The organism is Olivibacter ginsenosidimutans (assembly GCF_039542865.1).
Lineage (GTDB): Bacteria > Bacteroidota > Bacteroidia > Sphingobacteriales > Sphingobacteriaceae > Olivibacter > Olivibacter ginsenosidimutans.
This window is the reverse complement of the sequence record NZ_BAABIQ010000008.1, coordinates 260,282-282,149: the sequence shown is the minus strand read 5'-3', so window position 1 is coordinate 282,149 and position 21,868 is coordinate 260,282. Positions and strand designations below refer to the sequence as shown.

The window sequence follows — 21,868 nt, the reverse complement described above, 5'->3', positions numbered from 1 at the left end:
GCTCAAATAGTCTAAATTATTGTGGAAGAAAAACCTAATAAGCAAAACTTGCTCCAACTGGATGTTTTGAGGTATCTCTATTATAAGGAAGCGCTTTCCATTAATGAGCTCAGTAAGCTTACGGGTAAAAGTTTACCATTAGTTACTTCAGTTATCAATAATTTGAAAGAGGCATCTATCATTGTAAGCAATCATCTTGCACCTTCTACCGGAGGGCGAAGAGCACTCGAATATCAATTAAATAAAGCATCGGAGCGTTATATTATTGCTGTTGCGGTTGATCAACTGGTTACTCGAATAGTTGCCTTTAATTTGGCAAACGAACCAATTTTACAGCCTGAAGAACGGACTATTGACCTGACAAAGGGTATGATAGCCTTAGACCAATTAATAGATTTCATTAGCAGTTACTTATGCAATCCTATACTACCCGTAATGGGAGTTATAGGTATCGGAATTGCCATGCCTGGCTTTGTGAACGCTGAAAAAGGAATGAATAGAACCTATTTTGGAAATCAACATATCGCACAGTATATCAAATCAAAGTTAGATTATGACGTATTCATTGACAACGATTCCAGCACCATAGCATTGGCTGAATTAAATTTTGGCGCTGCTAAGGGTATGGAAGATGTAATGGTTGTCAATGTGGGATGGGGTATTGGTTTGGGAATGATCGTAAATGGTAAGCTGTTTAGGGGGCATAATGGTTACGCAGGAGAATTTAGCCATATTCCTTTAGCGGATAGCAATAACCTTTGTTCCTGTGGGAAAAGAGGATGTCTGGAAGTAGATGCATCTTTATTAGTACTTACTCAGAAAGCGCAGTGTGAAATGAAAAATGGTTTTGCTTCTAAAATGACTGAAATGCTTTCGGATGACGGTGCTCTTTCAAGTGAAGCGATGCTAGATGCCGCTAATATGGGTGATCAATTAGCCATTAATCAACTATCGAAAGCGGGCTTCTTAATTGGGAAAGGGATTGCAACCCTCATTCATATCATGAACCCGCAGGGAGTGGTCATCAGTGGAAGGGGCGCTATTGCATCTAAAATATTGATGGCGCCAATACAGCAGGCTGTCAACGAGTTCAGCATCCCAATGCTGGCCGAACAATGTGTCATTTTACCTTCTGAATTAAATAAGGATGCCGAATTACTGGGTGCGGCAACCTTAGTTATGGAGCGGACACAGAAATTCTTTTGAGCAGATGAAATTATGTTTAACCTAAATTGTTCGCCTATGAAGTAAAGAAAATAACGAAAACGAACAGATACTAAATCTCAAATCGAATCAATTCAAACAACTTAGTAAATTTTATTAAACCAAACTAATCATGAAAGAAATGTATTCACGGGCATTAGCTGTGCTGTTATTTTGCATGATAACCATCAGCAGCTTTGCTCAAAAGACGGTTTCTGGAGTTATTTCCGATGCGAAAGGACCATTACCAGGAGTCAGCATCTTAATTAAGGGAAGTAACCGAGGGACGACCACGGATGTCCAGGGGAGATTTTCTATTGCTGCGGCATCATCCGATGTGTTGGTGTTTTCTATGATCGGCTATACAGCACAAGAGATACCAGTAGGTGATCAAGCAACGATAAAAATTACGTTGCAAGAAGACGCGGCTCAGTTGGATGAAGTTGTGGTAACTTCCTTTGGTATTCAAAGACAACAACGTTCGTTGGGTTATGCGTCAAGTACCGTTACCGCGAAAGAAATTACCCAAGCTGGTGCAACCAATTTTGCTTCTGCTTTGTATGGAAAGGCTGCAGGTGTTAAAATTACGACCGCACCAGGCGGTGCAACCAGTGCCGTAAATGTGCAAATACGTGGTATCAACTCCATTAACTATCAGTCCCAACCCCTTTACGTTGTTGATGGGGTAATTATCAGAAACAACGGTGAGGCTGGCGCTACAGGAGCAAATAATGATGGCTTTTGGAGTGATCAGCGTATCCGTGGAAATGGTATCTTGGATATCAACCCATCAGACATTGAAAGTCTAACGGTTTTGAAAGGAGCTAGCGCAACCGCTCTTTATGGTTCAGATGCAGCAAGTGGTGCTATTGTCATTACTACCAAAAAAGGTTCGAAAGCAAAGGGTTTAGGGGTAGATTTCAATTATGTTGGAACGATTGAAAACGTAGCCTTTACGCCCAAATTTCAAAATGTATACGGTCCTGGATATGATCGGGAAACAAATTTATCTGTAGGAGCTACTGGCGAGGGTTGGATTCCCGACGAAAATTCACCAAGCGGATATCGCCCCAATTTCCGCGCTTATGCAAACTTTGGACCAAGAATGGACGGACAACAAGTGCGATGGTGGGATGGCTCTATCCGCTCTTTTGTCGCACAACCCGATAACTATAAAACAATTTTTCGCACCGGTTTGAGTTCCAATGCCAACGTTGCTATTTCGAATCAGACAGAAAAAGTAAATTACCGTCTATCCTATACTCGATTAGATTATAATGGCATCCAACGTGGTAGTAATCTGCAGAAGAACACCTTTAATCTGAACAGTTCGGTGAAATTAAATGATAAGGTTAGTACGGATATCGTAGTTAACTATATTAACACCAAAACAAAAAATAGACCCTATCAGATGAATCGTATTTTATCGGGCTATGATGGCTTTTTTAGCAGAGCAGAGGATATGAATCTTATCTTGGACAAGTATGAGACAAGTGAAGGGTTCAAATGGGTGCCTTATGATCAAACTGTGAGAAATCCTGACGAAGCACTTGTTTATAATGTGCGACCTGACTTACTCAATTACTTTTGGAGCACCATAAAAAATCAGGAATTGGAAAACGAGAATCGTTTAATCACTAGCGCATCACTAAACTGGGATATCGTTAAAAATCTTAAATTTAAAGGGCGATTCGGAAACGATTTGACATCCAGAAATGTCGACGGTATGGAATATAGTGAATACCCAGTCGAATTTAACGGACAAACAAGTACGGGCGGATATCGAACAAGTAAAGGAATTTATGCTATTGTTTATGGGGATGCCTTATTAAGTTATAGTAATACGATAGGAGAAGACTTCGGTTTGACATTAAGTGGCGGATTTACCGGTCGCTCTGAAAACTATAAAGATCAATCAACCAGCACTTTTCAAGGCCTCGTTAGTGAGAATTGGTTCTCTTTGAATAATTCTTATGGCACATTAACCGCTTCGGCAACTCGTAAAGAGTTATTAAAATATGGTTTTATGGGGATTTTAAATCTCTCCTATAAAGATTATCTGTTTTTAGAAGGGACAGCCCGTCAGGAATATGCATCGTCATTACCTCCTAAAAATAACAGCTATTTTTATCCATCGGTTAATACGAGTTTCGTGTTTTCGGAATTGATGGCTAATAAACCTGCTTTTTTTGATTTCGGGAAATTGAGGGCTTCTTATGGTGTTGTAGGGAATGCACCCCCAGCATATGAAGCCAATATTCTTTATGCACAAAAATCCTTACAGGCCATTACGGGATCGGTTCCTGCATTATCGATTGGAAGTAAGTATGGTAATCTTGAGCTGAAACCAGAGATGAAATACGAAATGGAATTTGGTCTTGAAGCCCGATTTTTGAATGGTCGTTTAGGTTTTGATGCTAGCTATTATAATAATCGCATCGAAAACGTTATCTTAAATCTTGACGTCGCTCCATCCAATGGCGCTGTTAACCAAATCATGAATATCGGTGAATTGAGAAATACGGGCTTTGAACTGGCTTTAGATGGAACACCGGTAGTAGGGGCATTTAGGTGGGATGCACGTGTTAATTTTGCAATAAATCGGTCTAAACTGGAAAGTCTTAGTACAGGTTCACCTCAGCTTACTTTCTATAATGGTGAAGCAAGTGCCATCCGGCTCACTGCCGAACCTGGAGAAAGCTTAGGTAATATCTATATCTACGACCGCCAAAAAGATGAAAATGGTAATTTTTTGGTGAACGATGATGGTTATTATATTATCGATAAGACTCAGTATGTAAAAGCGGGTAACATACTTCCTAAAATAATAGGCGGATTGTCCAATACATTCTCTTATAAAAATTTCTCATTGGATGTGTTAACTGATTTTCGGTTTGGCGGACAGTTGGTGTCAACGCCTTTGAAATATGGAATTGGCGCCGGTTTGTACGAAAGTACCATGCAATACCGCGATGCAGAGCATGGAGGTTTAACCTATCAGGTAGGTGACGTCACTTATCATGATGGTGTGATTCTCCCTGGTGTTAATGTAAACACAGGTGAAGCAAACGATAAAATTTTATCTGCAGGTGCTTATTATTTTAACAGCTATCAATGGGGTGCTGATGCGTTGAATGGAAAAGATGCAGCAATTTTTGACAATAGCTATATTAAAGTAAGGGAAGTAGCTTTAAGCTACCGTATTCCAGATTCATTTACCAAACGTCTGAAATTGAACAATTTACGTTTGGGCATCGTCGGAAGAAACTTATTTTACATTTGGAGAACGTTAGAAAATCTGGATCCGGAAGCTCCTGTTGGTGCGATGTGGTACCGTCAAGGCATCGATGAAGGTACTTCGGCCGCCACCAGAAGTTTTGGTTTTTCCCTAAATGCTAATTTTTAATCTTCGTTTAGTGATGGATATGAAAAGAAAATATGTATATATTACACTGACGATCTGCAGTGTAATTTTTGCTTCCTGTAAAAAAGAACTGGAAGAAAAGTTTAATAATCCTGAAAACACCAGTGAAACAAGTATTGCTGGTTTTTTTACCTCCATGTTGAATAATGAAAAAGTAAGACCATCTTATTACAATGTCCGTACTTTTTTGTTACAAGAACCCGGTAAGTTTAGCCAGACGAACTTCTTTTATAATGCAAATGATATATATCGACATGATGATGGCTATATAGGAACGTATTGGAAAGAATTCTATCATACATCTTATGACAATGACAGACAAATTACCTTAAATGGCGTAATGGCTCTTTACAGATTGATGGAAAAGGCTTATCGTGAAACGAGTGAAGCTGATCAAGCCAAATACGATCTATTTATGCAAGCCGGCCGTATTATTCTGATTTATCATGCTTCTCAATTGGTTGATTTATGGGGTGACATTCCTTATTCGGAAACGGGTAGCTTGGAAACGAGTAGTACCGTAAATAACGCCAAATTTGACGATCAGAAGGAGCTTTATATGGAGTTTATAAGTGATCTTACCGCCGCGGCAACTTATTTTTCGGACGCTACGGCTACAGCTCAATTTAATAGTTACGATATCATGTTGGGTGGAGATACACATAAATGGAGAAAATTTGCTAATGCACTAAAATTACGTCTATTGATGCGGATATCTTTTTATGATGAAAGTTCTGCGAAGCAAAGTGTTATGGAGATGTTGAGTAACGCAGCACAATATCCTCTGGTTGATGGAGATAATGTAGGTAGTTACAATCCGCAAACTGAAGATATTATCATTCAGCCATTGACAGACTATACCGGCAATTTAAATAATGCCATTATGGAAGGTGGTACTTATGCTGCACCCGACTATCTATTAAATAAGGTATTATTGCCCGTAAATGATCCCAGAATTCCTGTATTGTTCGATCGTTATGGCAAAACGGAAAATGGCGTGTTTAAACCTAATAAAGAATATAAAGCGCTTGCAGTGAACGCTACTGTCAATGATCAGGAAACAAATTGGAGCTCTTATTCTACTTGGGATTCGGTTACATTTCTGGTGAATTCAAAATTACCTGGAATTATGATAACGGCCTCTGAGGTTAATTTTTTAAAGGCAGAAGCAGAACAACGCTGGGGTAACGAATCAAATGCAAAAACCGATTATGAAACGGCATTGAGGCAATCCATTGTTTTTTATTATTATCTGAATAGTACCAATACTGCTTATGCAAACAGAAGAGAGACAGTACCTACCGATGCTGCCATTACGGCGTTTATCCGTAATGAACAAGTTGCTTATACAGGTTCTTCTAATGATAAATTGGCTAAAATTTGGACTCAAAAATGGGCTCACTTCGGTTTTCTTCAATCACCACAAGCGTGGGCAGAATACCGTAGAACCAAATATCCTCTATTGAATTTCCCGACGGAAGGTAAGCTGCAAGGATATCGTACACCTCCTAATCGCTTGGTATATCCGAGCTCCGAAACAGGCTATAACCCGAATTATCAAGCCGTTCAGAGTAAAGATACTCGAGATAACAAGATCTTTTGGGATGTGAAATAAGTTGATTGTAATCAAGAGCAAATTAAAAGGCGACCGATTGCCCCCGATTTGATCATTTCGGGGGCAATTTAGGTGCTAATGAATAGGATGATAGTCTTTCTGAAGAACGACTTCACTATGGAGCTGTATATGATCTGAAGAGGATCCAACGAGAATACTAAATTTACCTTTTTCGGTCAGCCATTTCATGTTTGCATCCATCAGCTTGAGGTCGCTTGCACGGAGCACAAAGTTGACCGTGGTCTCTTCATCCTTCTTCAAATGAACACGCCGAAAATCTTTTAACTGTTTAATAGGAGTAACCACGCTGGATACTTCATCTCGTACGTAAAGTTGTACAACTTCATCACCGGCATAGGCGCCGGTATTTTTGATTTTAAAGCTGACTGTTAGCTTGAAATCCTCTGCCTCTTCGTTTAATTGAATATTTAGATCGGCATAAGCAAAAGTGGTATAACTTAATCCGTAACCAAAAGGATAGAGGGGTTTGGCATCCACTTCGACATAATCGTGCTTAGTAGGATTTTTATAATTGTAGTAAACTGGAAGTTGCCCAATAGCCTTAGGTACGGACACGGTTAATCGACCTGCGGGATTATAATCGCCAAATAATACGTCTGCAATAGCATTTCCGCCTTCTTGCCCTGGATACCAGGCATCGACGATAGCGTCTATATGCGCTTGTGCCCAGTTGAGATCGAGCGGCCTACCTTTGATGGCGACAAGCACAATTGGTTTGCCCGTTTGTTGTATTGCTTTTAATAGTTCCAGCTGTTTGCCAAGCATGTTTAGTGTAGAACGATCAAACCCTTCCCCACTTTCCATATCACTGACAACGCCCTCAGCAGCTTTTACTTCGGCCGCACCGGTTTCTTGATAGGACGTTTTGAAATCGCGGGCACTGGATCCACCAAGCACTACAATAACGGCTTCCGCTTTTTCGGCAGCAGCTACTGCACCTTTGATATCGGCATTGCTGGTGTCACGTATAGCACAACCTTTTACATAATGAATATTGCTGGAAGTGCCTAACTTAGCCTTTATTCCCTCTAAAACGGTGACAATATTGTCTTCCGACTGTGGAGCGGTATAATCTCCTAATTGGTTGTATAGGTTATCTGCATTCGGACCGATCACAGCAATATTTTTTAAAGATTTGGAAAGGGGAAGAAGCTGGTTCTGATTTTTTAGCAGTATAATAGATTCTTGGGCCACTTTACGTGCTAGCGCAATGTGTGTTGGTGTCCGTACGATGCTTTTTATTTTTTTTTCATCAACATAAGGATTTTCAAATAAACCTAATGCAAATTTTTGATACAAAACTCTGCTAACAGCCGTGTCTATCGTTGATTCGGTTACCCATCCGTCTTTTAGCGCCTTCAATAGGGAAGGTCCGTAACCATAACCACTTAAATCTGCATCTAACCCTGCATGAATTGCTTGGGCAGCGGCTTGAACAGCCGTTTCGGCAGTATGGTGACTATCCTTTAAACCAGAAATGCTGCCTAGATCGGACACAACGAACCCTTTAAAATGCCACTGATTTCGAAGAATTTCTTTTAATAATAAGGGATTGGCAGAACATGGAATGCCATCAATAGAATTATAGGCAGTCATTACGGATAGCGCTCCGGCTTGAATCGCTGCCTGAAATGGTGGGAGATAAGATTGGTATAATTCTCTTAAACCAATGCTTACACTGCTACCATTATGCCCTCCTTCCGGCATACCATAAGCAGTAAAATGTTTTAAGGTGGATAGAATATTTTTTCCACTCTTCAAATCCGTTCCTTGAAAGCCTCTTACCATGGCAGCTCCCATTTTGGCGCTGAGCACAGGATCTTCGCCGTAGGTTTCTTCGAGTCGCGACCAACGGGGTTCCCGCGCGAGGTCTAAAATGGGACCATAACCGATATGGCCTCCTACGGCACGAGTTTCTAAGGCTATTGTTTGTGCCATTTGCTGAATAAGCATAGGATTCCAAGTGCTCGACTGACCAATGGCAGTGGGAAATACCGTAGTACCAATAGCCATATGACCATGAGGACACTCTTCAGCAAGTAGTAAAGGAATGCCCAAGCGCGTACTATCCAACATATACCGTTGCAAAGCATTGGTGGCTTTTGCTGCTTCTTCAGGTGATAGCCCTGTTTCGAGTGTTTTCTTTGTCCAAGGATCGGCTCTTAAGGTAGCCCACAACATACCGATATGTCCGGTTTTTACAGCGTTTTTAAAACGATCGCTGGCGGTAATGTGTCCCGATTCTTTCGCATACATCTCCCAGCCTAATAACGTAGAGAGTTGCCCAACCTTCTCTTCAATGGTCATTCTACTTAACAAGTCTCTTACACGTTTATCGATAGGTTGTTTAGGGTTTTTGTAAAGTGGCGGGAAGTATGAAGGGTTAAAAGCGAATAGGAGAGAGGTGATAAATAATCCTAAAATATGGTAGAAAAAGTAACGCATAAGCTTGAATAGAAGAATCTTTTATAATGGATTAAAGATACTAAAATGTGTTTAAAAGTGTTCATATGACTTTTATAAATAGCAAGCATAAAAAATGCCGCCCTTTAGGGGGGCGGCACGCTAATTATTTAAGAAAGAAAGAGGGCTATTATTTAGATTTCTTCGCGCCTTCTTCGCCTTCCATTTGCTCTTTTAATTGAGCTAATACATCTAAATCTCCTAAAGTAGATTTTTCAACAGAATCTTTCACTTTCTTCACCGCATTGGAAGCTGCTTTAGCTTCTTTTTTACGGTTATTGAATTCTTCAACCCGTGCTTCTGCCCGTTGGTCTTCCCAAATGCGAGAATGTGAAATAACGATGCGTTTAGCCTCTTTGTTAAATTCAATGATTTTGAATTCTGCAGATTCTTCTGCTTTTAATGGTTTACCATCTTCCTTAATACTGTGTTTGCTAGGGCAGAAGCCTTCAACACCGTAAGGAAGGGCGACGATATCACCTTTATCGGTTACTTTTAGCACCGTACCATCATGAATAGAATCAACCGTGAAAATGGTTTCGAAAGTATCCCATGGATTTTCTTCTAATTGTTTGTGACCTAAGCTTAATTTGCGATTCTCTTCGTCAAGCTCTAAAACAACCACATCTAATTCTTCACCAACTTTAGTAAATTCATTTGGATGATTGATTTTCTTAGACCAAGATAAATCAGAAATGTGGATTAAGCCGTCAACGCCTTCTTCAATTTCAACAAACACACCAAAGTTGGTCATATTTTTAACAATGGCTTTGTGTTTACTTCCGATCGGATAGCGCTCAGCAATATTTTTCCATGGATCTGGAGTCAATTGTTTGATACCCAAGCTCATTTTACGCTCATCGCGATCCAAGGTTAATACTTCAGCCTCAATTTCATCACCCACTTTCAAGAATTCCTGAGGGCTACGTAAATTTTGAGACCAAGACATTTCCGATACGTGAATCAAACCTTCTACACCAGGTGTAATTTCTAAGAACGCACCATAATCAGCAACGGTTACGATCTTACCTTTTACTTTAGAACCAACCGCTAAGTTCGGATCTAATGATTCCCATGGATGAGGAGTTAATTGTTTCAAGCCCAATGCAATCCGTTTTTTCTCATCATCAAAATCAAGAACAACAACATTGATCTTTTCATCTAGTGACAATACTTCTTTTGGATGCTCAATGCGGCCCCATGAAATATCGGTAATGTGTAATAAACCGTCAACGCCACCAAGATCGATAAATACACCAAAATCGGTGATGTTTTTAACCGTACCTTCAAGTACCTGACCTTTTTCAAGCTTGGCAACGATTTCTGATTTTTGGTTTTCTAAGTCGTCTTCGATTAATACTTTATGGGAAACAACTACATTCTTGAATTCATGGTTGATTTTAACCACCTTAAATTCCATTGTTTTGCCCACATAAATATCGTAATCACGAATAGGTTTGATGTCAATTTGTGAACCAGGTAAGAAAGCTTCAACTCCTTTAATGTCAACGATTAAACCACCTTTAGTACGGCTCTTGACAAAACCATTTATGATCGTGTCGTTTTCTAGCGCTTCATTGATAGCTTCCCATGATTTTTGGGTTTTGGCACGTTTACGGGAAAGAACCAATTGTCCGTTCTCGTCTTCACGTGACTCAACAAATACGTCTACCTTATCGCCTACTTTCAAGTCGGGTAGATCGCGGAATTCAGAAAGAGATACCAAGCCATCTGATTTAAAACCGATGTTAAGTACCACATCTTTGTTGTTGATAGAAACAACCGTTCCTTCAACGATTTCTCCTTTGTTAACGGAGTTAAACGTACCAGCGTACTGCTCTTCTAATTTAGCACGCTCGTCTGCGCTGTAGTTTCCGAAACCTTTATCATCTTGGTCCCAATCAAAGTCACCTTCGGGAGTGATCCAAGTGTTCGATTTGATTTCGTCAATAAACTTCGAATCAGCTTCTGATTCTATGTTTTCTTTTTCCTTAACCGATTTGATATCAGTGTCTTGGATTTCAGCTTGCTTAGCTTTTAATTCTTTTTCTGCTTCTTGTTTTTTTGCCATTAATTAATTTGTCTCCTTTGTCCTGAAATTTATCAGGACTGCAAAGGTGCAAAAATTATTTTTAAATAAAGCAAGAAAGGCTAGTTTTTTGATAAAAAGTGGTGATTATCAGGTGTAAAGGCAATAAGGTGTAAGGTATGAGGTGTGAGGTTTAAGGGGTAAGTTGTGCGTTATGAGTTGCGGGTTGTGAGTATGCACTGTAAAGTGTCGTGCATAAGTTTTGAGCGTGGTGATATACGTTTGTTAAGGAAGTAACAATCATCCTATTCGGTTGTTAGTTGTCGGTTATAGCTTATAGCATACAGCTTATAGCATACAGCTTATAGCATACAGCTTATAGCATACAGCTTATAGCATACAGCTTATAGCATACAGCTTATAGCATACAGCTTATAGCATACAGCTTATAGCATACAGCTTATAGCATACAGCTTATAGCATACAGCTTATAGCATACAGCTTATAGCATACAGCCTTTACCGTCTACCTTTTCCACTTTAGCCAGTACAAAATTTAGCTGTTCTGCCTCATTCATTTCGGTGTTATCTAAGATAATGGCATCTTCGGCTCTTACCAACGGACTTTCTTTCCGAGTGGTGTCTTGGTAATCACGATGAGCAATGTTTTCGAAAACTTCTTCTAGGGTGATGTTTTGTCCCTTATTTGTTAATTCCAAATAACGACGCTCAGCACGAACCTTTGGGTCGGCCGTCATAAATATTTTTACCGCTGCTTCCGGAAACACCGCTGTACCAATATCACGTCCATCCATGACAAGGTTTTTACGTTCGCCCATTTTCTGCTGTTGGGCCACCATGGCCTGTCTAACAGCTTTCAGTGCACTTACGGCACTTACCTGCTCTGATACAGGCATTTGTCGGATTTCCTCCGAAACATCTTCATCATTGAGCAATACTCTAGTACTTCCCTGTTCTTTGTGAAAATCAATATAGATATGTTTTAACGCCTCATTAACCGCCTGTTCGTCATCTAAACGGATTCCATTTCTTAAAAAATAAAGGGTTACAGCTCTATACATTGCCCCACTATCTACATATACATAATGCAATTGATTGGCTAAGGCTTTGGCTACCGTACTCTTTCCGCAGGAAGAATATCCGTCAATGGCAACAATAATATTTTTCTTTGTCATGAAGGTACAAACATAGCGAAACAATCCCATTCCCACAATTTCATGCCCTCCTTATCCCTGTGTCGCTATTGTCGGCTACCTTCTTATTACCAAAACATATCCTAAATCTTATGTGATTCTATACTACTTCTACATTTGATCGTCTTTTTATCGTCTTATGACCGTCTTTTCATCGTCTTTAAGACGATGAAAAGACAACTAAATGACTAATAAATGATCTTAAAAGCTAATGTTAAATAATAATTAAATAAAACTTTTGTAAATTTTAAGAGATAAATTGATACCTTGCAGGTGATAAGCAGGTATAGCGCGATGGCCTTCACTTATAAACGAATAACCATATGGGTACATTTAAAAAAGGAATAAACGGATCGTTCAGTGGCAAAACGGGAAGTATAATTGGTAGCAAATGGAAGAGCATTCCTTATATGAAGGGCTTACCCCGTTTAAAAAAACATGCAACATTTTCCGAAGCCCAGTTGAAACAGCAGGAAAAGTTCAAATTACTGCTCGATTTTTTAATGCCCATCCATCGCCTTTTAGCGATAGGGTTCCGGCAATACCTGAATCGGCAAACCCAGCTGAATGCTGCCATGAAAGGCAACTATGATCTGGCGCTGTATGAGGAAGAGGGAAAAACCTATGTCAACTTTCGCAAAGTGCAATTCAGTCAAGGAGTGCTTTTTACGCCAGGTAATGAGCAAGCCAAATATACCCCCGAAGGGATAGAAGTGAGCTGGCATACCAAGACTTATGGTGTTCGAGGGGATAATGATGATCAGGTATATATCGTTTTTTATCAGGAGGATGAGGCACGTCTCTACATGCCTGGGTCTGCTATACGTAGTGATGGTCATTACCTGATCAAGATTGACAAGCAATGGGGACCGATACAGCATGTATGGCTTTTTTTATGCAGTACCCGTGGAAAAGAGGTTTCGCGAACGGTCTATGTGCCGATAACAGATAGCAGACAGTAAAAAGGAATAACGATATGGAATATTTTTACGACGGAACGAAACCTAAAAAGAAAGAAAAATCGCATGGCAAACTGGTTGTCCAGCAGCGCATGCGGCTGGCAATGGGCTTTTTGCATCCTTTACGACCCATCATCGCCGAAACCTGGTTGCTGCAGGGCGATGGAAATAAAAGTAAAGCTTTTGGGCGGGCGCTGAAGAAGCTGATGCAAGATGGTATTGAAGGGCAGTACCCTGAACAATACATTCTGCCCGATCGGGTTGCCATCAGCTTAGGGCTTTTACCCGGAGTGACTATTGAAGAGGTGGCTATATCCGAGCAGCTGGTTGAGGTTTATTTTTCGAGCAATGAGAATCCCTTAAGCCGAAATACGGATGAAGTTGTGCTCATTGCCTATAGTCCGGAACTGCAAATGGCCGGTAAGAATGAGCGGACCTATTACCGTAAGGAAGAGTATCTGGCGATGGAACTGCCGGTTCATTTTGCGGATGGCTTTTTTCATCTTTACCTCTATGTGCGAAGCGCTAAAGGAAATCAATATAGTAAAAGCATTTACTTAGGAGGTTTTGAAGGGTATCGGGGGAGTAATAGGCAATAGGCAATAGGCAGTAAGCTATATGCGTTAAGCTGAATTTTTACTTTTTACTTTTGAATTTGAAATGTATAACATAGACGACTTAAAACCTTTTATTCATTATAAGACATCACGTAGCGGAGGTAGCGGCGGACAACATGTCAATAAAGTTGCCACGAAAGTGGAGTTATTGTTTGATATTTCTGCCAGCACGCTAAATGAACAGGAAAAACAACTGGTGAAAACTCGTTTGACTAAACGCATACAACGCGATGGAGCATTACAAATTATCTGCCAGCAAGATCGATCCCAATTGAAAAATAAGGAATTAGCGCAACAAAAATTATTATCATTAATTAATCAGGCATTAAAAATCCCTAAAATACGTAGGAAAACGAAACCAAGTAAAAAATCTAATGAAAAACGGTTGGCAGATAAAAGACACCAAGCACTTTTGAAAATAGGAAGAAGCGTATCTGAATAATTAATTAGAATGTTTCTTAATAATAAGTGTCGCTTGTATTTTACATCGCGACTGTACAGTATTTTGTATTTTTGTACCAAATTTATAAAAAATTGCCTTTTATATGCATTATAATCTGGTTACATATAAAAGCATTTTATCGGTTTCTCCTCTGCCATTGAAAATTTATTTTATAGAGGAACCGCCCATGTTTAAAATTTCATTTTAGTCGCATGAGGCAATGTAAATTTTAAAGCATGATAAGCTCCATCCGGCCAATAGAAAAATTATTTACGGATGAAATGTATTAAACTTATGGTGCCAGGGGTTTTACTTGGTAACCACTATCGAGGAGATAAAACGTATTATAGATGAAGAAGGGAGCTATACTGGGTATCATTATTATCGCCATAGCGATCGCCATGATTATCAGTATCTATACAGATTCAAGTACCTATGCTACATTTACGGACGCGCAAAAGACGACCGCTGAAATCCATGTAGTGGGTGAGTTGAATAAAACGAAGGCGCTCTACTATAAACCTACCGAGAACGCAAATTACTTTGCGTTTTATATGATTGATAAAGAGGGTAAAGAATGTAAGGTTGTCTTCAGTGGCTCAAAACCGCAGGATTTTGAGCGTTCTGAACAAATTGTACTAACTGGTAAAATGATAGGAAAGGAATTCCACGCTTCTAAAATATTAATGAAATGTCCTTCAAAATACAATAAGGATCAAGTAGAAGTAACAGAAACAAAGGCTACCTAGGGATGAGTTTAAACCCCCAAGCTTCATCATAAATTTTAGAAAATCTAATGGAGATTCAATTTCAAGGCGAACATCTTCTTCCGGGCCAGCTTGGTCAATTTTTTATCATTCTATCTTTCGGTACTGCTTTGTTGGCTTGCATCAGCTATTTTTTTGCCACCAAACATAAAGAAGATACTTCTTGGCATAAACTAGCGCGAATCAGCTTCTTCCTGAATATCATTGCGGTAATCGGCATTGGTAGTAGCCTTTTCTATATTATATATAATCATTTATTCGAATACCATTACGCATGGTCGCATTCATCACGTACCTTGCCAGTCTATTATATTATTTCTAGTTTTTGGGAAGGACAAGAAGGAAGCTTTTGGTTATGGATGTTTTGGCAAGCCATGTTATCCATTGTTGTTGTTTGGCGAAGTAAAAATTGGGAAAATCCAGTAATGACATCTATTATGCTTTGTCAAACTGTTTTGGCTTCCATGTTATTGGGTATAGAGGTTTTGGGTGAGCGTGTAGGAAGTTCTCCTTTTATTCTTCTTCGGCAAGCACTAGAGGCCCCCATTTTTTCTAATCCCAATTACCTCAGCATGATCGCCGACGGTAATGGATTAAATCCTTTATTGCAGAATTATTGGATGGTTATTCATCCGCCTACTTTGTTCTTAGGCTTTGCATCGATGGTTGTACCATTTGCGTATGGGATAGCCGGTTTATGGCAACGCCGATACCAAGAATGGTTACGGCCTGCACTTCCATGGTCGCTTTTTGCAGTGATGGTTTTAGGTGCTGGGATTATAATGGGTTCCTTTTGGGCTTATGAGGCCTTGAATTTTGGTGGTTTCTGGGCCTGGGATCCGGTAGAAAATGCATCCATTATTCCATGGTTTACTTTGATTGCTGCGGTACATGTGATCATTGCCTATAAAAATTCTGGGCACTCCTATTTTACGGCTACTTTCTTAGTATTGATCAGTTTTGTATTGGTTATTTATGCTTCTTTCTTAACACGAAGCGGGGTCTTAGGAGAAACATCTGTCCATGCTTTTACCGATTTAGGGATGTACTGGCAGTTGGTGGCTTTTAATGTCTTGTTTCTAGTGATGATGATTTACTTTTTGGCTTCTCGCTGGAAAGAACTTCCGATAACTAAAAAAGATGAAGACACCTATTCCAGAGAGTTTTGGCTGTTTATAGGTGCATTGATTTTAGTGGTGGCCTGTGTGCAGATTATTGCTACGACATCTATTCCCGTATTTAATGCCTTGTTTGGAACGAAAGTAGCTCCTCCTGTGGATGTAATAGCACATTACAATAAATGGCAGGCAGCCTTTGCTATCGTTGTATTAGTTCTTTCAGCTATCGCGCAGTTTTTAAAATATAAGAAAACGACTCCAAAAGTATTTTATGCTAATTTATTGGTTTCCTTCATACTTTCCATTGTGCTAACAGCGGTTTTGGTTTATGTTACGAAAGTGTATACCCAAGTGATGTTTATTGTTTTGTCTTTTGCCGCTATTTTTTCGTTGGTGGCAAATGCTAGGGTTCTTGGAGACGCACTTAAAGGCAAATGGAAATTGGCGGGGTCGTCCATCGCACATATCGGATTTGCTTTGTTGATTATTGGTGCTTTAGTGGCAGCAGCTACGAATAAAGTGGTATCCTTAAATGCCGGAGGCTCTATTCCGATTGCAGGTTTTGAAGAACAGGAAAAGCCTGGTGAAAACTTATTCCTTTATATGAATCAACCCGTAGAAATGGGAGGCTATACCATAACTTATGTGGGAGATAGTATGGTAAGTCCGAATATTTACTATAAGGTAAATTACGAGAAAAAAGACAATACCGGAAAAATAACAGAACGTTTTCAACTCCAGCCAAATGCGCAACAAAACCCTAAGATGGGCCTTATTGGTACGCCAAGTACTCGGCATTATCTGACTAAAGATATTTACACCATCGTCACATCAGCTCCTAAAATGGATGATCCGATGGGGGAAGAACATACTCATGAAGGCGGTGACACAGCTGATGGCTATGAAGAACCTACCACTCAATTGGTTAATATCGGCGATACACTTCGTTATAAAAATGGATTCATCGTGGTTAAAGGAGTTGATCGGAATGCAAAGCTTCAAAATATCCCACTGGCCAATGGCGATTTGTTATTTGCCCTGCAATTGGAAGTCCATGCGGTTACGGGCGAAGTGTTTACAGCTGATCCGAAATATTTAATTAAGAATGGTAATAGTTTTGACTTTGCCAAAGATGTTGAAGAGCAGGGCTTACGCATGCGTTTTACACGGATTGTTCCTAATGAAGGGATGGAGCTCATGCTTTATCAGAAACCGTTGCCAGAAAAGAAATGGATTGTAATGAAGGCTATTGAATTTCCATATATTAATTTCTTTTGGTGTGGAACAATCATTATGACGATTGGCTTCCTGTTGTCTATCTTCAGAAGGAATAAAGACCTTAAAAGGAGAGTCACTTAAACTTTTTCGTCCTTTTATTGTTAATTTTACAGCACGGGGCTATGGTGCTCACCATTAGTTTCCGTGTTTTTTTATGAATTTATGAATATTGTACTATTAGGAAGCGGAAATGTAGCTACACATCTAGCCTATGCTTTAAAGAAAGCAGGTTATCATATCAAACAGGTATTTAGCCGGAATATAGCCCATGCTAAGCATTTAGCGGAGGGAATAGGAGCAGAGCCTATTGATAATTTATTTTATATTACGACCGAAGCTGATGTTTATATTATTGCGGTAAAAGATGAGGCAATAGAGGAAGTGGCCGGCGCGCTGCGGTTGAGAAACAAGATTTTACTCCACACGTCAGGCAGTACGGATATTGCTGTTTTACAGCCTTATTCTACCGCTTATGGAGTGATTTATCCCTTACAGACCATTTCCAAAGAAGTGGCTTTAGACTTTTCAAAGGTTCCATTAATTTTGGAGTTTTCCGATGCCCAGACGAAAGCCGAAATCTTAAATCTAGCATTTAAATTATCACCGTTGATTCATGAATATAATTCTGAACAGCGTAAATGTCTGCATCTAGGAGCAGTATTAGCTTGTAACTTCAGTAATTACCTATATGCGGTTGCCCATGATTTTTTACAAGAAAAGAAGGTCGATTTTGGCTTATTAAAACCGTTAATTGCTGAAACAGCCAACAAAATACAAACGCATAATCCAAATGATGTGCAAACTGGCCCGGCAATTCGCAATGACGGCGTTATTCTGGACAGGCATCTTGCTTTACTGGATGCTCACCCCGATTGGCAACAAGTGTATCGCATATTAAGCGAGGGTATTGCCCGTCGCCATCTGGAAAATGGAAAGAAGATGTAAAACAAAATGACCAAAGAGTGTTATTAGAAAAGTTGAAAGCGGTAAAAGCATTTGCATTTGATGTAGATGGGGTGCTTACCAACGGAACGGTAATGGTTACCGAAGAAGGGCATCAATTGCGGACGTTTAACATTAAAGATGGTTATGCCATTCAATTAGCCATTAAAAAAGGTTACCCTATGATCGTATTGACGGGCGGCAAATCACAAGGGGTGCAACGGCGGATGGAAGGTTTGGGGGTAAAAGCTGTTCATTTAGGTGTTCAAGATAAGTTAAGTGTTTTTAATCGTTGGTTAGAGAACTTGGGTATAACAGCTAAAGAGGTGCTATATATGGGCGATGATATTCCAGATTTGGCTATCATGCAAAGGGTTGGAATGCCCGTATGTCCAGCGGATGCCGTTGAAGAAATTAAAGCCATTGCCGCCTATATCAGTCCGAAAAAAGGAGGCGATGGTGCGGTAAGGGATGTATTGGAGAAGGTGTTAAAATTGCAACAGGTGTGGGATAATGATACGAGCGTTAGGAGTGGTTAGTGGTTATTAGGTATCAAGACATCAGTATCAAGTATAAAGTATAAAGATATTCTTAGAGGCTCTTGGTTTTAGCTTTTCGCTTAAGGTCTTGTGTCTTGTTACTTGTTTCTTATGTCGTGTTTAGGTTGATGGTTAATTGGGAATAAGCTATAAGCTATAAGCCATAAAGACAACTAAGAACGCACAACTAACAACCAACAACTAAGAACTCGCAACGCGTAACCGGTAACGCACAACTTATTTATAATGTCATGGAAAATTTAGCAAATAAAAACATCATTCTTGCTTCTCAGTCGCCAAGGCGAAAAGAATTGCTGGCTTCATTGGGCTTAAATTTTAAAGTGGAAGTGAAAGAAGTTGATGAAAGCTATCCGGTTTCTATGCGGGGAGCTGCCGTAGCCCTATATATTGCTACAAAAAAGGCCGAAGCATTTCCTATTCATGCTGATAATGATTTGGTTATTACTGCAGATACCGTGGTTAGCATTGATGATATGATTTTAGGAAAGCCAGCAGACTATGAGGAAGCATTTAAGATGTTAAAGCAATTGTCTGATAAACGGCATGAAGTCATAACAGGTGTAGCTTTAAAAACTAAAGATAAGGTGCGGTCTTTTTACGAAGTTACAGCGGTTTATTTTAATAAGTTGAATGATGAGCAAATTGCTTATTACTTGAATACCTATAAACCTTTTGATAAAGCTGGCGCTTATGGAATCCAAGAGTGGATAGGCGCTGTTGCGGTAGACCATATTGAGGGATCTTATACAAATGTGATGGGCTTGCCTACCGCTAAACTCTATAAGGAACTTATCAAACTTTAATTACTATAATCCGCTAATCAAATGAAAATTGGCCTCCTTGCCGATACCCATGGTTATTTAGATCAGTCAATATTTAAACATTTTGCCGCATGTGACGAGATTTGGCATGCCGGAGATTTTGGAACATTGGAACTGGTTAATGAGCTGTCAGCGTTTAAACCGCTACGTGGGGTTTATGGAAATATTGACGACCAGCATATTCGAGCACTTTATCCGGAAGATTTGAGGTTCACTTGCGAATCAGTCGATGTTTGGATGACTCATATCGGTGGATATCCTGGAAAATATGCACCACGCATACGCCAACAACTTTATGCTGCTCCACCTAAGCTTTTCATTTCAGGTCATTCGCATATATTGAAGGTGATGTATGATAAAAAAATCAATTGTTTGCACCTTAATCCTGGAGCAGCGGGTAAACAAGGGTGGCATAAGGTAAGGACGCTTATGCGACTGGAAATTAACGGAACGGAAATTAAAAATTTAGAAGTCATTGAGTTACTTGGGAGGGGCTAATATCGCATAGGAAATTTGCTGTTGGCAGGTTGATGCACTACCTTGATAGCGAAGTTCCAAGTGATGAGCCTTTGGTTAATTTTTCATAATAGGTTTGTTTTTAAAGGTGTTCAAGCTAATTGCGGTCTGCGGAAAAAAGTAACATAAAAATTTACACTTAAAACTAATTTTGTTTCATTTTTAAATTTGCTAAATTGTTTTAATTCAGTATTATATAAAAATATTTGTGTGCGTTTTACACAATTGTATTTTTTGTTACTTTACACTAAGTATGTTTTTTATGTTATCTTTGCCGCCATCTAAACGAAATGGCTGTGAATGAACAAACCGATTTAAAAACAAAAAACATGCAAGCTGTAAAAACCCTTGGTCAATTTATTATTGAGAAGCAGGCTGATTTTCCTTATGCAAAGGGAGAGTTAAGCAGATTATTACGAGATATTGGCATTGCCGCTAAGATTGTTAACCGGGAAGTTAACAAAGCAGGACTTGTGGACATTCTAGGTGATGCCGGTACGATAAACATACAAGGTGAAGGGCAGAAGAAGTTGGATGTTTATGCAAATGAGCAATTTATTTCTGCACTAAGAAGTGGTGGGGAATGTTGTGTAGTGGCTTCTGAAGAACATGATGAATGTGTGTACATACAATCCGAAATTTCTAAAAACGCAAAATATATTGTGGCGATTGATCCATTAGATGGCTCCTCTAATATTGATGTTAACGTTGCGATTGGTACTATCTTTTCTATTTACCGTAGGCAAAGCTTGGAAGGCAAACCATTAATTGGCGATGTTTTGCAACGGGGGCGTTATCAGGTAGCAGCTGGATATGTTATTTATGGTTCGTCTACCATGTTAGTTTATACGACCGGTAAAGGAGTTAATGGTTTTACACTCGACCCTTCCATTGGCGAATTTTGTCTCTCACATCCGGATATGCGCATTCCTAAAGAGGGAAATATCTATTCCATCAACGAAGGTAATTATGTCCATTTCCCACAAGGTGTTAAAGACTACATCAAGTACTGTCAAGCAGAAGACTCTAATACTAACCGACCCTATACATCACGGTATATTGGATCCATGGTAGCAGACATCCATCGAAATTTAATTAAAGGTGGTATTTTTCTTTATCCGGTATCTGCTGCCTATCCTCAAGGAAAATTGAGGCTCGTATATGAATGCAATCCAATGGCCTTTATTTTGGAGCAGGCTGGCGGCGTCGCTACTAACGGTACCGATCGGATCTTAGATATCGTTCCAAGCCATTTACATCAGCGATCGGCAATTTTCCTGGGTTCAGAAAATATGGTTCATACATTAGTAGAATTTCTAAACCTAACGGGGAATCAAACGACTGCTGAACAGGCGACTATAAGCGTTCCTTAACTTCTATTAAAAATTGCTTCAGTCTTTCAAGAGAATCAATCACCCGTTGGTTCTCTTTCGCTTGGTTTTTATTGGCTTTTAAATAATCACGTGCTCCTTGTAAGGTATAACCTTTATCTTTTACTAAATTGAAAATGATTTTCAGATGCTCGATATCCTCAGGGGTAAATAGTCGATTTCCCTTTTTGTTTTTCTTGGGTTGAATGATATCAAATTCACGCTCATAAAATCTGATCTGAGAGGCATTTACGCCAAACATTTCCGTAACTTCACCCATGGTGTAGTAAAGCTTATTTATTTCTCGTTCTTTATACGGCATGTTTTTAGCTATTTGGATGTTAGCATTGTGGCCATTATATCCTTCAAAACTAACAGAAATACCTGATATGTTCAATAGTTAATTCTTTTTTTCATGAAGTGTTTGTTTTATAGGCATTCAAGCTATCTCGTAGTTGCCAAAGAAAGTTTAATTTTTAATGCGTGTTTTCAGGAAAAAAACTATATTTA

The 21,868-nt window shown here is 39.4% G+C and carries 17 protein-coding genes; 13 read left to right on the top strand and 4 right to left on the bottom strand.

Going from position 1 to position 21,868, the window contains the following annotated elements:
- Positions 1 to 21 precede the first annotated feature (21 nt).
- The 3 genes from ABD930_RS08460 to ABD930_RS08450 all read left to right on the top strand — a co-directional run bounded on the left by ABD930_RS08460 (position 22) and on the right by ABD930_RS08450 (position 6,242).
- Positions 22 to 1,206 (top strand): ROK family transcriptional regulator, encoded by a 1,185-nt coding sequence (locus ABD930_RS08460; RefSeq protein ID WP_345231283.1) that lies wholly within the window; start codon positions 22 to 24, stop codon positions 1,204 to 1,206.
- A gap of 130 nt (positions 1,207 to 1,336) precedes the next feature.
- Complete coding sequence (locus ABD930_RS08455) at positions 1,337 to 4,609, top strand: SusC/RagA family TonB-linked outer membrane protein (protein ID WP_345231282.1); 3,273 nt, start codon at positions 1,337 to 1,339, stop codon at positions 4,607 to 4,609.
- Positions 4,610 to 4,628: 19 nt separating this feature from the next.
- Positions 4,629 to 6,242 carry a SusD/RagB family nutrient-binding outer membrane lipoprotein gene (locus ABD930_RS08450; protein ID WP_345231281.1) on the top strand — a complete coding sequence of 538 codons (1,614 nt, stop codon included), beginning with the start codon at positions 4,629 to 4,631 and terminating at the stop codon, positions 6,240 to 6,242.
- Between the two features lie 75 nt (positions 6,243 to 6,317).
- Here the strand turns inward: ABD930_RS08450 and ABD930_RS08445 are convergent, their stop codons facing one another.
- The 3 genes from ABD930_RS08445 to cmk all read right to left on the bottom strand — a co-directional run bounded on the left by ABD930_RS08445 (position 6,318) and on the right by cmk (position 11,950).
- Positions 6,318 to 8,708: a glycoside hydrolase family 3 N-terminal domain-containing protein gene (locus ABD930_RS08445; RefSeq protein ID WP_345231280.1), complete on the bottom strand. Its 2,391-nt coding sequence runs from the start codon at positions 8,706 to 8,708 to the stop codon at positions 6,318 to 6,320.
- 148 nt (positions 8,709 to 8,856) lie between these two features.
- Positions 8,857 to 10,797 carry a 30S ribosomal protein S1 gene (rpsA, locus tag ABD930_RS08440; RefSeq protein ID WP_345231279.1) on the bottom strand — a complete coding sequence of 647 codons (1,941 nt, stop codon included), beginning with the start codon at positions 10,795 to 10,797 and terminating at the stop codon, positions 8,857 to 8,859.
- Between the two features lie 460 nt (positions 10,798 to 11,257).
- Positions 11,258 to 11,950 carry a (d)CMP kinase gene (gene cmk / locus ABD930_RS08435; RefSeq protein WP_345231278.1) on the bottom strand — a complete coding sequence of 231 codons (693 nt, stop codon included), beginning with the start codon at positions 11,948 to 11,950 and terminating at the stop codon, positions 11,258 to 11,260.
- A gap of 341 nt (positions 11,951 to 12,291) precedes the next feature.
- On the opposite strand from cmk, the gene ABD930_RS08430 reads away from it, so the two are divergent.
- The 10 genes from ABD930_RS08430 to fbp all read left to right on the top strand — a co-directional run bounded on the left by ABD930_RS08430 (position 12,292) and on the right by fbp (position 21,361).
- Positions 12,292 to 12,930: a DUF6266 family protein gene (locus tag ABD930_RS08430; protein WP_345231277.1), complete on the top strand. Its 639-nt coding sequence runs from the start codon at positions 12,292 to 12,294 to the stop codon at positions 12,928 to 12,930.
- Positions 12,931 to 12,944: 14 nt separating this feature from the next.
- Positions 12,945 to 13,526, top strand: coding sequence for a DUF6266 family protein (locus ABD930_RS08425; protein ID WP_345231276.1), 582 nt, complete (start codon positions 12,945 to 12,947; stop codon positions 13,524 to 13,526).
- Positions 13,527 to 13,587: 61 nt separating this feature from the next.
- Entirely contained in the window at positions 13,588 to 13,986 is a 399-nt protein-coding gene (arfB, locus tag ABD930_RS08420; RefSeq protein WP_345231275.1) for an alternative ribosome rescue aminoacyl-tRNA hydrolase ArfB, read from the top strand.
- 350 nt (positions 13,987 to 14,336) lie between these two features.
- Positions 14,337 to 14,735 (top strand): cytochrome c maturation protein CcmE domain-containing protein, encoded by a 399-nt coding sequence (locus ABD930_RS08415; protein ID WP_345231274.1) that lies wholly within the window; start codon positions 14,337 to 14,339, stop codon positions 14,733 to 14,735.
- 47 nt (positions 14,736 to 14,782) lie between these two features.
- Positions 14,783 to 17,230: a heme lyase CcmF/NrfE family subunit gene (locus ABD930_RS08410; protein WP_345231273.1), complete on the top strand. Its 2,448-nt coding sequence runs from the start codon at positions 14,783 to 14,785 to the stop codon at positions 17,228 to 17,230.
- A gap of 81 nt (positions 17,231 to 17,311) precedes the next feature.
- The gene (locus ABD930_RS08405; protein ID WP_345231272.1) at positions 17,312 to 18,094 is read left to right on the top strand and encodes a Rossmann-like and DUF2520 domain-containing protein; all 783 of its coding nucleotides are present in this window, start codon (positions 17,312 to 17,314) and stop codon (positions 18,092 to 18,094) included.
- Between the two features lie 17 nt (positions 18,095 to 18,111).
- Positions 18,112 to 18,630 (top strand): KdsC family phosphatase, encoded by a 519-nt coding sequence (locus ABD930_RS08400; protein ID WP_345231271.1) that lies wholly within the window; start codon positions 18,112 to 18,114, stop codon positions 18,628 to 18,630.
- Positions 18,631 to 18,881: 251 nt separating this feature from the next.
- The gene (locus ABD930_RS08395; RefSeq protein ID WP_345231270.1) at positions 18,882 to 19,454 is read left to right on the top strand and encodes a Maf family nucleotide pyrophosphatase; all 573 of its coding nucleotides are present in this window, start codon (positions 18,882 to 18,884) and stop codon (positions 19,452 to 19,454) included.
- A gap of 21 nt (positions 19,455 to 19,475) precedes the next feature.
- The gene (locus tag ABD930_RS08390) at positions 19,476 to 19,970 is read left to right on the top strand and encodes a metallophosphoesterase family protein (protein WP_345231269.1); all 495 of its coding nucleotides are present in this window, start codon (positions 19,476 to 19,478) and stop codon (positions 19,968 to 19,970) included.
- Between the two features lie 347 nt (positions 19,971 to 20,317).
- The gene (gene fbp / locus ABD930_RS08385) at positions 20,318 to 21,361 is read left to right on the top strand and encodes a class 1 fructose-bisphosphatase (RefSeq protein ID WP_345231268.1); all 1,044 of its coding nucleotides are present in this window, start codon (positions 20,318 to 20,320) and stop codon (positions 21,359 to 21,361) included.
- On the opposite strand, the gene ABD930_RS08380 is transcribed toward fbp, so the two are convergent.
- Positions 21,345 to 21,680: a MerR family transcriptional regulator gene (locus ABD930_RS08380; RefSeq protein ID WP_345231267.1), complete on the bottom strand. Its 336-nt coding sequence runs from the start codon at positions 21,678 to 21,680 to the stop codon at positions 21,345 to 21,347. The two genes, fbp and ABD930_RS08380, sit on opposite strands and share 17 nt — an antisense overlap.
- Between the last annotated feature and the right edge of the window lie 188 nt (positions 21,681 to 21,868).